At 71.2% G+C, this 13171-nt stretch carries 11 protein-coding genes; 5 read left to right on the forward strand and 6 right to left on the reverse strand.

The features are described 5' to 3' along the window. Positions 1-18 precede the first annotated feature (18 nt). From ABZT17_RS07010 to ABZT17_RS07025, 4 genes are all read right to left on the reverse strand, one after another. Positions 19-1125: an ABC transporter permease gene (locus ABZT17_RS07010; protein ID WP_356344704.1), complete on the reverse strand. Its 1107-nt coding sequence runs from the start codon at positions 1123-1125 to the stop codon at positions 19-21. Beyond that, positions 1122-2669, reverse strand: coding sequence for a sugar ABC transporter ATP-binding protein (locus ABZT17_RS07015; protein ID WP_356344707.1), 1548 nt, complete (start codon positions 2667-2669; stop codon positions 1122-1124). The genes ABZT17_RS07010 and ABZT17_RS07015 overlap by 4 nt, the downstream gene beginning before the upstream one ends. A gap of 136 nt (positions 2670-2805) precedes the next feature. Then, the gene (locus tag ABZT17_RS07020; RefSeq protein ID WP_356344709.1) at positions 2806-5679 is read right to left on the reverse strand and encodes a SpoIIE family protein phosphatase; all 2874 of its coding nucleotides are present in this window, start codon (positions 5677-5679) and stop codon (positions 2806-2808) included. Positions 5680-5780: 101 nt separating this feature from the next. Continuing rightward, positions 5781-6206, reverse strand: a complete 426-nt coding sequence (locus ABZT17_RS07025) for a YjbQ family protein (protein ID WP_356344712.1) — start codon at positions 6204-6206, stop codon at positions 5781-5783. Positions 6207-6328: 122 nt separating this feature from the next. Here ABZT17_RS07025 and ABZT17_RS07030 point away from each other — a divergent pair, with 122 nt between their 5' ends. The 5 genes from ABZT17_RS07030 to ABZT17_RS07050 all read left to right on the forward strand — a co-directional run bounded on the left by ABZT17_RS07030 (position 6329) and on the right by ABZT17_RS07050 (position 10383). Then, the gene (locus ABZT17_RS07030; RefSeq protein WP_349817350.1) at positions 6329-6412 is read left to right on the forward strand and encodes a putative leader peptide; all 84 of its coding nucleotides are present in this window, start codon (positions 6329-6331) and stop codon (positions 6410-6412) included. Positions 6413-6537: 125 nt separating this feature from the next. Continuing rightward, complete coding sequence (locus ABZT17_RS07035) at positions 6538-7440, forward strand: ABC transporter permease (protein WP_356344715.1); 903 nt, start codon at positions 6538-6540, stop codon at positions 7438-7440. Then, the gene (locus ABZT17_RS07040; RefSeq protein ID WP_356344717.1) at positions 7413-8195 is read left to right on the forward strand and encodes an ABC transporter ATP-binding protein; all 783 of its coding nucleotides are present in this window, start codon (positions 7413-7415) and stop codon (positions 8193-8195) included. The genes ABZT17_RS07035 and ABZT17_RS07040 overlap by 28 nt, the downstream gene beginning before the upstream one ends. Before the next feature lie 48 nt (positions 8196-8243). Then, positions 8244-9263 (forward strand): ABC transporter substrate-binding protein, encoded by a 1020-nt coding sequence (locus ABZT17_RS07045; protein ID WP_356344720.1) that lies wholly within the window; start codon positions 8244-8246, stop codon positions 9261-9263. A gap of 43 nt (positions 9264-9306) precedes the next feature. Further along, complete coding sequence (locus ABZT17_RS07050; protein ID WP_356344722.1) at positions 9307-10383, forward strand: NAD(P)-binding domain-containing protein; 1077 nt, start codon at positions 9307-9309, stop codon at positions 10381-10383. 13 nt (positions 10384-10396) lie between these two features. On the opposite strand, the gene mltG is transcribed toward ABZT17_RS07050, so the two are convergent. Beyond that, positions 10397-11245, reverse strand: a complete 849-nt coding sequence (gene mltG / locus ABZT17_RS07055; protein ID WP_356344724.1) for an endolytic transglycosylase MltG — start codon at positions 11243-11245, stop codon at positions 10397-10399. Between the two features lie 43 nt (positions 11246-11288). After that, positions 11289-13091 (reverse strand): ABC transporter ATP-binding protein, encoded by a 1803-nt coding sequence (locus tag ABZT17_RS07060; RefSeq protein ID WP_356344727.1) that lies wholly within the window; start codon positions 13089-13091, stop codon positions 11289-11291. Positions 13092-13171 lie beyond the last annotated feature (80 nt).

A 13171-nucleotide genomic window follows, 5' to 3' on the forward strand; every position in this document is an offset into this window, starting at 1 on the left:
TGATGCCCGCGGCGCGGGTCATGGAGGGCTGCCCGGTGTGCCGTCGTCCTGTGTCACGGCGGGCGCGTCGCGGGCGACGACCACGCCGGTGCGCAGTCGGCGGCGAGCGGAGTAGCCGGCCAGCCCGACGGCGAGGAGCAGGGTCCCGCCGTAGAACAGCGGGACCGTCCAGAAATCGCCGCCCATCTGGGCGATGCCGGTGAGGCCTACGGCGAGGACCGCGACGGCGACCAGGGTGCCCAGGGCGTTGGGGCGCCCCGGCTTGATGGCGGTGGAGCCGAGGAGGGCGCCGACGAACGCGGGCAGCAGGTAGTCGAGACCGATGCTGGGATTGCCGATCTCCTGCTGCGCCGCGAGCAGCACACCGTCGAAACCGACGATCAGTCCCGACGCGGCGAAGGCGTAGACCGTGTACCTGCGGGTCGGGATGCCGACCAGGTCGGCGGCGCGCGGGTTCGACCCGACGACGTACAGGTACCTGCCGAGCGGCAGCCGCTCCAGAACCAGCCAGAGGACGACCGTGAGGGCGAGCACGTAGAAGGCGGGCACGGGCAGGCCGAGGAAGACGGAGTCGTAGAGGTCGGTGAAGCCCGGCGGGAGGCCTCGCGGGCCGGGGACGATCCGGCCGCCGCCGGTCACCCACCCGGTCACCGCGTACATCATGCTGCCGGTGCCGAGGGTGGCGATGAACGAGTCGATCCGTCCGAATTCGACGACGACACCGTTGAGGACGCCCACGACACCCCCTCCGGCGATCACCGTGAGGCAGGCGAGCGGCCAGGGCCACCCCTCGACCACGACCAGCTGCATCACCATGACGTGCGCCAGGCCGAGGCCGTAGCCGATGGAGAGGTCGAACGCGCCGGTCACGATGGGGACCATCGCGGCGAGGGCGAGGACGGCCGGGATCGACTGGTTCGACAGGATCGAGTCGACGGTGTCCCGGGTGGGGAAGGTACGCGGCAGGGTGAGGGAGAAGATCAGGAAGAGCAGGGCGGTGAGGGCCAGGAGACCGTAGGCGCCGAGGAGTTGCCCGCTCCGACCGTGCGTGGGGTCGAGTCGCCTCGGCGGGCCCGAGCGGCGCGCCCGTGGCGGGGGCGCGGACGGGGAGGGGGAGCCGGTCACGGATTCACCGCGGTCGGGGAGGGGGGCAGCGCCGAAGCCGCCCGTGTGAGCTCGGTGACCGTGAGGGCCGGGCCGCTCAGCTCGGCCGTCACGGATCCGCGGACGAAGACGAGGGCGCGCCGGCACACGCCCGTGACCTCCTCGAAGTCGCTGGAGACGAGGAGGACCGCGAGGCCGGCCGCGAGCGCCTCGTCGAGCAGTCGGTGGACAGCGGCTTTGGCACCGATGTCCACGCTCGCCGTCGGTTCCTCCAGGATCAGCAGGCGCAGGCCCAGCCGCAGCCACCGTCCGATCATGGCCTTCTGCTGGTTCCCTCCGGACAGGGTGGCCATGACGGCCTCGCTGTCGCGGGGACGCACCGAGAACCGTTCGATCAGGGTGCCGGCCTCGGCGCGTTCGCGGCGGGGGCTGATCCAGCGCAGCGCCGGCAGGCCTCCCGCCCGGGGGTTGGCCAGGAGGTTCTCCCGCACGGTCAGCTCGGCCAGGCAACCCTCCCGCTGTCGGTCACCGGGTACGAGACCGACACCCCGTGCGACGGCGTCCGCGACCGTACGGGGACGGTACGGGCGACCGTCGAGAAGGGCCCGTCCGCCCAGGAGGGGCCGGTCGCCCGCGAGGGCCCGGGCGAGGCCCGTGTGTCCGGCGCCCGTGAGGCCGACCAGGCCGAGGACCTCCCCCCGCCCGAGCTCCAGGCCGACCGGTCCCGCGCCGGGCGTGCGTACCCCGTCCAGCGTCAGGACGGCCGGGCCGCCGGCCGGGGCGGTGGAGGGGCGGTGGTGGGTCGGCTCCTCGCCGGTGATGTCGCGCACCAGGCGGGCCGGACTGCGGGTCGCCGGCGAGCCGTGGCTCACCAGGCGTCCGTCGCGCAGCACGGCGAAGGTGTCGGCGACCTCGTACACCTCGTCCAGGCGATGGCTGACATAGAGGATGCCGTGCCCCCGGTCGCGCAGGGTGTGCAGGACGCGGAACAACCGGGTGCAGTCCGCGGCGGGCAGCCGGGCGGTCGGCTCGTCGAGGACGACGAGGCTCGCCCGTGCCGCCAGGGCTCGTGCGACGGCGACGAGCGAACGATCGGCCGGGGCGAGGCTCGCGATCGGCGTGTCGGGGTCGAGATGTCCGGCGACGCCCCGCAGGGCCTCGGTGCAGTGTTCACGGGTGAGCCGCCAGGAGATCAGTCCGGCGCGACGCCGGAACCCGGTGGTCAGAGCGATGTTCTCGGCCACCGTCATCCACTCCACCAGGCCGAGGTCCTGATGGATGAAGGACATGTGCCGGGAGGCGGCGTGACTCCCGAGCGGGTGCCCGGCCACGGTGACCTGCCCCGAGTCGGCGTGGTGAACGCCGGCGAGCACCTTGATGAGCGTGGACTTCCCGGCTCCGTTGGGACCGAGGAGGGCGAGGACGCTGCCGGCGTGGACGTCGAGGTCCACCCCGGCGAGCGCGAGGGTTCCCCCGAACCGCTTGGTGAGTCCACGGACGCGGACCAGGGGTTCCGCCCCGAAGGGCGGCACCGCATGCGCAGAGGTGTCGTGGCCTTCGTACACGGACCTCTCCGGGGTTGGAGCCGGCGTGTTCTTCCCGATGTGCATCAGTGATGTTAGCCGCGTATATCGCAACATTCCCGACATATTTATGCTGACCGTGACTCCAACGGAGCAGGTGACCGCCGGGGCCGGTGCCTCAGATCTCCTCCAGTCCGCATTCGGCCCAGATGACCTTGCCGTGCTGTGTGTAGCGCGTACCCCAGCTCTGCGTCAGCTGCGCCACGAGGAACAGGCCGCGGCCGCCCTCGTCGGTGCTGGCCGCTCGGCGCAGGTGCGGGGCGGTGTTGCTGGTGTCGGAGACCTCACAGATCAGGGTGCGGTCGTGGAGCAGCCGTACCCGGATGGGCCCCGTGCCGTGCCGGATGGCGTTCGTGACCAGCTCGCTGAGCACCAGTTCGACCGCGAACGCGGTCTCGTCGAGTCCCCAGTCGGCCAGCTGCCGGGTGGCCCAGGAGCGCACGTCGCTGACCAGCGCCGGATCCGCGGGCAGGTCCCAGCTGGCGATCCGCCGGGGGTCCAGGGCGTGGGTGCGGGCGACGACCAGGGCGATGTCGTCGCAGGGGTGGGCGGGGGCCACGGTGTCGAGCACCGCCTCGCAGGTCTCGTCGGGCGTGCCGTTCGCCTGGGCCAGAACGGCGCGCAACTGGTCGAGGACCACGTCGACGTCGCGGTGACGGTCCTCGATGAGTCCGTCGGTGTAGAGGACCAGCCGGCTGTTCTCGGGGAGCTCGAACCCGGCGGCTTCGAACGGCAGACCGCCGAGGCCGAGCGGGGGCCCGGCGGGCAGGTCGGGGAACCACACGGTGCCGTCGGGGCGGACCAGAGCGGGCGGGGGATGGCCGGCGCGGGCCATGACGCACTGCTGGGTGGTCGGGTCGTAGACGACGTAGAGACAGGTCGCGCCGATGGTGCCCGCGTCTGCGGCGCCGGGGACCTCCCTGTCCAGCCGCCCCACGAGTTTGTCGAGGTGGGTGAGGACCTCGTCCGGAGGGAAGTCGAGTTCGGCGAAACTGCGGGCGGCCGTGCGCAAGCCCCCCATGGTGGCCGCGGAGAGCATGCCGTGGCCGACGACGTCGCCGACGAAGAGCCCGACGCGCGCGCCGGACAGGGGGATGACGTCGTACCAGTCCCCTCCGACGTCGGATTCGGCGGGGAGGTAGCGATGGGCGACCTCGACGGCGTCCTGGTCCGGCACACCGTGCGGGAGCAGGCTGCGCTGGAGGGCCAGGACCATGGCGCGTTCGTGGGTGTAGCGCCGGGCGTTGTCGATGGAGAGTGAGGCACGGACGGCCAGTTCCTGGGCCAGCGACCGGTCGTCGTCGTCGAACGGTGGCGAGTCCTGCGCGCGATAGAAGCCGACCACACCGAGGACCGCGCCGCCGGCGACCAGGGGCACCGCGATGAGGGAGCGGACGTGGCCCAGCAGTTGCGCGGAATGCTCGGGGTCCTGCCCGAACCAGCCCGCGGCGGCCTCCAGGTCCGGTTCCAGCACGGCCCGGCCGCTCGTCAGACACCGCGACTGCGGCATCGTCGGACCGTAGTCGACCTGCTTGCCGACCGGGTGGAAGGGACAGTCGTCATGGATGCCGTGGACCACCGTACGGCGCAGGTCACTCGGGGGATCGGCGGGCTCCTCGCCGCGCAGCACGGCCTCCGGCAGGTCGACGGTGACGAAGTCGGCCAGTCTCGGCACCGCCGACTCGGCGAGTTCCCGGGCGGTGGCGCGCACATCCAGGGTGGTGCCGATGCGGACGCCGGCCTCGGACAGCAGTTCCAGGCGGCGACGCGCCGCGAGGGCGTAGGTCCCCACATGCGGCTCCCCCACCATCATGAGTTCCCTCGCCGACGGGGGCTCGGTGTGCCCGTCGGCCGTGCCGTCGCCGGCCGTGACGGGCTCGGCGCCCACGGCGACAGGGCCGTGATCGGCGCCGGGAGGATGCTCCGCCGACGGGGGGAGGTGGAGCCGCCCGGGCGCCGCGTCGGGAACGGACCGGGGGGACATGGGGGAGGTCGCGACGGCACGCCCGGCATCGGGAGCCGAAAGCTTGGGCACCTGGCGCGGGAGGGCGAGGGGCTCGAGCGGGGACGAACCGGGGACGACGGCCTCGATGGCGAAGCCCTCCACTCCGGAAGCACTCGTCATCGGCCGGCTCACCAGCAGGGCCCGACGGCCGTCGGACAGGGGCACGTCGACACAGGCCCGCTGGGCGAAGGCGATCAGCTCGGCGGCCTTCTCCATGAGGACCGACCGGTCGCGGGGGCGCATCTCCCCGGCCAGTTCCCCCACCCCGACGCGGTGCCGGAAACCAGCGGCGCCCTCGGCGCCGCTGTCCAGGTACGCCCGCAGCAGAGCGCGCTCACGCGACGAACTCTGCTCCAGCAGCCGCCGCTCGATGCTCTCGGCGGCCCTGCGTATCACGCCGTCCAGCGCCGGGTCCTCGGCGCTGCGCGGATAGCCGAAACACAGGACGCCCTCGATACGGCCGCTGAGCGGGTCGCGGACGGGAAGCGCGCGGCAGGCACTGCCCTGGGAGCGCTCGGCGAAGTGCTCGGCACCGTAGACCCGGATGGGTTGGCGCTCGGCCAGCGCGAGACCGATGCCGTTGGTGCCGGCGACCTTCTCGGCGAACACGAATCCGGGGACGCTCTGGATGGCCGGGAGACCCCGGGCCATCGACGCTTCTCCGAAACGGCGCAGCAGAACCGTCCCGCCGGCATCGGCGACGGAGATGTTCATCGCGCTGCCGGCGAACGCGGCCTGCAGCCGGTCGAGCACCGGAGTGGCCGCGCGGACGATCCGTCCGTCGGGTTCGAAGTCCTCCCGGAAGGGAAGGTCGGACTGGTCCGGTGACAGCCCCAGGGTCCGGCAGCGCCGCCAGGAATCCAGGATCGACGTGCGCACACCCGTGTCGACCGGCTCGCCCTGCAGGAACCGCTCACGGAAACTGGCGGGCCCCGTGCCGTCTGGCGCACGCCCCGCCGGTATCGGATGTTCGCCGGCCCGAACCACGCTCCGCCTCACTCGCGCCTTCGACAGTCAAACCTTCCGAAATGTCTGATATGGACGAGGATACGGGTACTGGAGGCGCCAGTCACCCCGCACCAGGCCGGTCAGCCCGCGAGAAAGGAGAGACGCACTTTCCGTCGCGTGTTGTCCCTGTTCGTGTCCACCAGACACACCGACTGCCAGGTCCCCAGCTCCAGTCCCCCGTCCACCACCGGCAAGGTCGCGTGCGGCGGCACGAACGCCGGCAGCACATGGTCACGGCCGTGCCCCGGGCTGCCGTGCCGGTGCTGCCAGCGGTCGTCGGCCGGCAGGAGGGCGTGGAGGGCGGCCAGCAGGTCGTCGTCGCTTCCCGCCCCCGTCTCGATGATCGCGATGCCGGCCGTGGCATGCGGCACGAAGATGTTCAGCAGACCGTCGCGGCCGTCGGCCACCTCGCGGAGGAAGGCCGCACAGTCACCGGTCAGGTCGAAGACCCTCTCCGTGGAACCGGTGCTGATGTTCAGGACTCGGGTGGTGAAGGCATCTGACATGCCCCCATCCTGACCCATACGCCGGGTTCCGTAGGCCAACGGATGCTCGCCGGCTGATACGAGTGGTCCAGTCCGCGAGACACCATTGACCGTGCACCGACGATCTGGCTACTTTCGGCCGCATGTTGCGTTCAGCCCTGCTCACCACGCGCGGTCACATCGACCTGCTGCGGGTGGCCTCCGCCGCGTGTCGCCGCGGCTGCTGACGCCTTCCCTCCCCTCTCCCCACACCCCCGTTCCGCCGGTCGGCACGTGCGCTGACACGTGCCGCCGTCCCGCGCGGCGGCAACGGAGCGCCTCTCTCACCGGCCGCTCTCCCCCTCGGAGCATCATGAGCATCAGCCACGCCCCACCCGGCTCCCCCGAACCCGATATTTCGGAAATATCCCAGCAGACAGCCGACCGGGACGACCTCACCGGCACGGTCTCCCCCGACCTCGTCCCCATCGTCCCCGCCTCCTCCCGTCGCACCCGCGTCCCTCGCTGGCTGCGCCGCACCACGGGTCCGATCCTGCTGCTCGCCCTGTGGCAACTCCTCAGCGGCACCGGCGTGTTGACCGCCGACGTGCTCGCCTCACCCGGACGTATCGCACGGGTCGCCGGGGATCTGATCTCCGACGGCTCCCTGGCCACCGCCATGGGCACCTCGCTGCAGCGGGTGGCCCTGGGCCTGCTCTTCGGCACCGTCATCGGCACCGGACTCGCCCTGGTCTCCGGTCTGTTCAGGATCGGCGAGGACGTGGTCGACGCTCCGGTGCAGATGCTGCGGACCGTGCCGTTCGTGGGTCTGATCCCGCTGTTCATCATCTGGTTCGGCATCGGCGAGACCCCGAAGATCGCCATCATCACCCTCGGGGTGACCTTCCCGCTCTATCTGAACGTGTACGCCGGAATCCGCGGCGTGGACGCCCAGTTGATCGAGGCCGGGGAGTCGCTGGGCCTGTCCCGCTGGGGCCTCGTCCGGCACGTCGTACTGCCCGGCGCCCTGCCCGGGGCGCTCACCGGACTGCGCTACTCCCTCGGCATCGCCTGGCTGGCGCTGGTCTTCGCCGAACAGGTCAACGCGGACGCGGGCATCGGCTTCCTCATGGTGCAGGCGCGGGACTTCCTGCGGACCGACGTGATCGTGGTCTGTCTGATCGTCTATGCCTTCCTCGGTCTGCTCGCCGACTTCATCGTCCGCTCCCTCGAAAGGCTGCTGCTGCAATGGCGACCGACGTTCACCGGCCGGTGAGCCCCGTGGTGTCCACGTCCGCACAGACGGAACAGACGGCGCGGGCCTCCGTGGCCGTGCGCGTCGAGGGCCTCACCCGCTCCTTCGACGGCCGCGCCGTCATCGACGATCTCCGACTCGACGTCCGGCCGGGCGAGTTCGTCGCCCTGCTCGGGCGCAGCGGCTGCGGCAAGTCCACCCTGCTGCGCATCCTGGCCGGCCTCGACCGCGACATCACCGGCACGGTCCTGGTCCCCCGGCGCAAGGCGGTCGCCTTCCAGGCCCCGCGCCTCATGCCGTGGAAGAAGGTCTGGCGCAACATCCTGCTCGGCCTGCCCGGCAAGCCCGAACGCGCCGTGGCCGAGAAGGCGTTGGAGGAGGTGGGCCTCAGCCACCGCAGCGACGCCTGGCCCAAGACCCTCTCCGGCGGCGAGGCCCAACGCGCCTCCCTGGCACGAGCGTTGGTCCGCGAACCGGATCTGCTGCTGCTCGACGAGCCGTTCGGCGCCCTCGACGCGCTCACCCGGATCAAGGCCCAGCGTCTGGTGGGCGAGTTGTGGCAACGGCGCGGCTGCGCGGTCCTGCTGGTCACGCACGACGTCGAGGAGGCCGTCCTGCTCGCCGACCGCGTCCTGGTGATGGACGGCGGTGTCATCGCGCACGAGCAGCACATCGACCTCGACCGCCCACGCGACATCTCCGACCCCCGGTTCGCCGAACTCCGGGCCGGCCTGCTGGAACGGCTCGGCGTCGACACCGCCGCCGAAGCCGCCTGAACTCCCCCCACCCCCAGCCCAGTTCGACAGAACGGAAGCCGATCCGCCATGCGACGACGTCTCGTCCCCGCCGCACTGCTCCCCCTCGCCCTGCTGCTCACCGCCTGCGGCGGAAACGCGTCCGCCGGTACCGGGACCGACACCGACGGCAAGGGCTCCCTCACGCTCGACGTCGGGGACCAGAAGGGCGGTTCGGAGGCGATCCTGCAGGCCGCGGGAGAGCTGAAGAACCTCGACTACAAGATCAAGTGGTCGACCTTCACCTCTGGCCCGCCGCTCCTGGAGGCCGTCAACGCCAAGGCCGTCGACATCGGCGGCGTCGGCAACACCCCGCCGGTCTTCGCGGCAGGCGCGGGCTCGAAGATCACGGTGGTGGCCGCCTTCCACGGCACCTCCAAGGGCGACGCCGTCCTCGTGCCGAACGGCTCGAAGCTGACCGACCCCAAACAGCTCAAGGGCAAGTCGGTCGCCGTGGCGCAGGGTTCCTCCGCCCACTACCAACTCGTCGCCTCCCTCAAGGCGGCCGGGCTGACGCTGAGCGACGTCAAGGTCAAGTACCTCCAGCCGGCTGACGCCCTGGCCGCGTTCACCTCCGGCAAGGTCGACGCGTGGGCGGTGTGGGACCCGTACACCTCCCAGATCCTTCAGGGCAGGCAAGGTCGCGTCCTGACCACCGGTGACGGCGTCACCAACGGTCTCACCTTCCAGGTGGCGGCCCCGAGCGCGCTGCGGGACAAGAAGAAGGCAGCCGCCATCAAGGACTACCTGGAGCGGCTGCGCCGGGCCACGGCCTGGGTCTACCACCACCAGGAGGAGTGGGCCAAGGTGTGGGCCAAGGACACGGGGCTGCCGTACGCCGTCGCGCTGGCCTCGGTGAAGCGGACCAACGCCACCCGGATCTCGGTCGCCGTCGACCAGCCGCTCATCGCCTCCGAGCAGCGGATAGCCGACGCCTTCACCCAGCTGAAGCTGATCCCGAGGAAGGTGGACTTCGGCGACTTCGTGGACACCCGCTACAACGGCTCCCTGCCGGCCTCGACCACACCGGCCCGCGCCTCGCAGGGCTGAGACCCCCGGGAAGATCCAGGGCCTCGACGCCGTTGGTAGAAACGTGAACAACACGCGCGAGGTCGAGGTAGTCGTCATAGGCGCTGGTCAGGCAGGTCTGTCCAGCGCCTATCACCTGCGCCGCACCGGTTTCGAACCGGAGCGGGACTTCGTGGTGCTCGACCACTCCCCCGGCCCGGGCGGCGCCTGGCAGTTCCGCTGGCCGTCGCTGACGTACGGCAAGGTCCACGGCATGCACGCGCTGCCCGGCATGGAACTCACCGGCGCGGACCCGGCGCGGCCCTCGTCCGAGGTGATCACCGAGTACTTCACGGAGTACGAGCGCCGCTTCGATCTTCGGGTACGGCGCCCCGTGGACGTCCGCGCGGTGCGCGAGGGCGAGGGCGGGCGGCTGCTCGTCGAGACCTCGGCCGGGACCTGGTCGACACGGGCGCTGATCAACGCGACCGGCACCTGGGACCGGCCGTTCTGGCCCCGCTATCCGGGCCAGGAGACCTTCCGGGGGCGGCAGTTGCACACGGCGCGGTACCCGGGGCCGGAGGCGTTCGCCGGCAAGCGGGTCGTCGTGGTGGGCGGGGGTGCGTCCGGCACCCAGCATCTGCTGGAGATCGCCGGACGGGCGGCGGCCACCACCTGGGTCACCCGGCGACCGCCGGTCTTCCGCGAGGGCCCGTTCACCGAGGAGTTCGGCCGGGCGGCCGTCGCGCTCGTGGAGGAGCGGGTGCGGCAGGGGCTGCCGCCGAGGAGCGTGGTGTCCGTGACCGGGCTGCCGCTCAACGACGCGATCAGACAGGGCATCGCGGACGGTGTGCTGGACCGCCGGCCCATGTTCGACCGGATCACACCGGACGGCGTGGAGTGGGACGACGGACGGCACGTCGACGCGGACGTCATCCTGTGGGCCACCGGATTCCGGGCCGCCATCGACCATCTGCGCCCGCTGCGGCTGCGCGAGCCGGGCGGCGGCATCCGGGTCGACGGCACCCGCGCGGTCGCCGACCCGCGGATCCATCTCGTCGGCTACGGCCCCTCCGCCAGCACCATCGGCGCCAACCGGGCCGGACGCGCGGCCGTACGGGACATCAGGCGGCTGCTGGCCGCGGAGCAGGTCGCCGCGTGACGTCCCGCCGGCCTCACCGGGCCGGACTCGCGCTCCTGTGCCGGGCGTTGAACTCGGCCACATTGCGCTGGTGTTCGGCGAAGTCGGCGGTGAAGCGGGTGTCGCCCGGCTTGACCGTGACGAAGTACAGCCAGTCGCCCGGCGTCGGGCTGATGGCGGCGCGCATCGCGTCCTCACCCGGGTTGTCGATCGGCGTGGGCGGCAGCCCCATGCGGGTGTACGAGTTGTAGGGGCTGTCGATCCGGGTGTCCGCGGCGTTCGTCCTCAGTGTGGAGCGGTTCAGCGCGTAGTTGAGGGTGGAGTCCATCTGAAGCGGCATCCCGCGCTCCAGCCGGTTGAAGACGACCCGCGCCACCTTGCCCATGTCCGCCTTCGAGGCGGCCTCGGCCTGCACGATGCTCGCGATGGTGACGGCCTGGTAGACGTTCATCGCGTTGCGCTGGGCACCGGCCGCGACGGGGGCGCCGTTGAACTTCTTGTCGGCTGTCTCGACCATGTATGCCAGCAGCGATTCGGGCGTCGCCTTCCTGCCGCCCTGTTCGAGGGGGTAGGTCGCCGGGAAGAGGTAGCCCTCCGGGTTGCCCTCGGCGTCGTTCGGCAGTTTCAGACCGGCCTTGGCGATGGCCCCCTTGGTGCTTCCCGCGGGCAGTGCGAGGGCCTTGTCGACGGCGTCGTAGACCTGTCCCGCGCGCCAGCCCTCCGGGATGACCAGGGAGGTCGGCCTGGCCTCTTCCCCGTTCTCCAGACTCAGCAGCGGCACCGCCACGGCGGTGCCGGCCACGACGGCACCGGTCGCGATGAGCGCGAGCCGGCCCCTGCGCGTCAGTCGAATCGTTCTCCGTGGCGGAGTGTTCAGGTACATGCGGGCACGTTAACCCTCGTACCGTCACAAACCCGGCATATCTTCAGCTTGTCGGTTCCAGTTGGGCATCCCGGCGTACGAGGGCCGCGTACCGCCCGTCCTGGTCGAGCAGTTCCTCGTGCGTACCCCGCTCGGCCACCCGTCCGGAGTCCAGGACCACGATCTGGTCCGCGGCGCGGATGGTGGACAGACGGTGGGCGATGGTGAGGGTGGTGCGATTCGCCGACAGGGCGTCGATGGCGTCCTGGACGGCCGCCTCGGTGCGGTTGTCGAGGGCGCTGGTCGCCTCGTCGAGGATGAGCACCGGCGGATCGCGCAGGATGGTGCGGGCGATCGCCAGGCGCTGCTTCTCACCACCGGAGAAGCGGTGACCGCGCTCGCCCACGACCGTGTCGTACCCGTCGGGCAGGGAGGCGATGTGGTCGTGGATCTGCGCCGCCCTCGCCGCCGCGTGGAGCTCCTCGTCGGTGGCGTCCGGCTTGGCGAAGCGCAGGTTCTCGGCGACCGAGGCGTGGAAGAGGTACGTCTCCTGGGAGACGACGCCGACCGCACGGGCCAGGGTGTCGAAGTCGAGGTCGCGGACGTCGACGCCGTCGAGGGTGACCCGGCCGCCCGTCACGTCGTAGAGGCGGGGGACGAGGTAGCCGAGCGTCGACTTTCCGGCACCGGTCGGGCCGACGACGGCGAGGCTGCCGCCCGCGGGGACCTCTACGTCGATGCCGTCGAGGATCGGGCCGCCCTTGTCGTCGTAGCGGAACCCGACGTCCTCGAAGCGGACCTCGCCCTTGATCCGGTCCAGGTGGACCGGGTTGTCCCGCTCGGTGATGTCGATCGGCAGGTCCAGGTACTCGAAGATGCGCTGGAAGAGCGCGAGCGAGCTCTGGATCTGGACGCCGGTCGACAGGAGGCTGACGGCCGGGCGGAACAGGCCCTGCTGGAGCGAGACGAAGGCGACGATCGTGCCGATGGAGATGGCGGGGCCGCCCGTCCGCAGCGCGATGCCCGCGGTCCAGTAGATGACGGCCGGCATGGCGGCCATGACGATCGTGATGACGGCCATGCGCCAGCGCCCGGCCATGTTGGACCTCACCTCGAGGTCGACGAGTCCCTCGGACTCCTCCTCGAAGGACCTGGTCAGCGAGTCGGAGCGGCCCATGGTGCGGCCGAGCAGGATGCCGCTGACGGAGAGCGACTCGGTGACCGTGGCGGCCATCGCGGCCATCTGCTTCTGACGCTGGGTGGTGATCTTCTTGCGTTCGCTGCCGACCCGGCGGCTGATCCAGACGAAGACCGGGAGCAGCAGCAGCGAGACCAGGGTCAGCCGCCAGTCGAGGGCGATCATCGCGACGATCGTGGCGACGACGCTGGTCACGTTGGAGACCAGGGAGGTGGCGGTGGAGGTGACCGTCGCCTGCATGCCGCCGATGTCGTTGGCGATGCGGGACTGGACCTCGCCGGTACGGGTGCGGGTGAAGAACGCGAGGGACATGCGCTGCAGCCGGCCGTAGACGGCGGTCCGCAGGTCATGCATGACGCGCTGGCCGACCGTGGTGGAGATCAGGGTCTGCAGGACACCGAAGATGCTGGTCAGCACGGCGCTGACGATCATGCCGAGCGCGAGGAGACTGAGCAGACCGGTGCGGCCCTGCGGGATCGCGACGTCGAGGGTCGCCTTCAGCAGGAACGGCGTGGCCACCGAGACCAGCGACGCGGCGCCGACCAGGAGGCCGACGATCGCGAGGCGGCCGCGGTAGGGACGGAAGAGCTTCAGGATGCGGCGCACCTGCCGGGGTTGCTCCTCGGCGTCGGCCGGCGGTGTCCAGCGGGGTTCTCGATCGGGGTGCAATGGGCTCCTACAAGGGTGCGGGAACGAAGACTGACGGAGCTTAGCTCACTGTTACCTATGCTCACAATGAATTAACTCCT

The sequence above is a fragment of the Streptomyces sp. NPDC005648 genome, assembly GCF_040605395.1.
Lineage (GTDB): Bacteria > Actinomycetota > Actinomycetes > Streptomycetales > Streptomycetaceae > Streptomyces.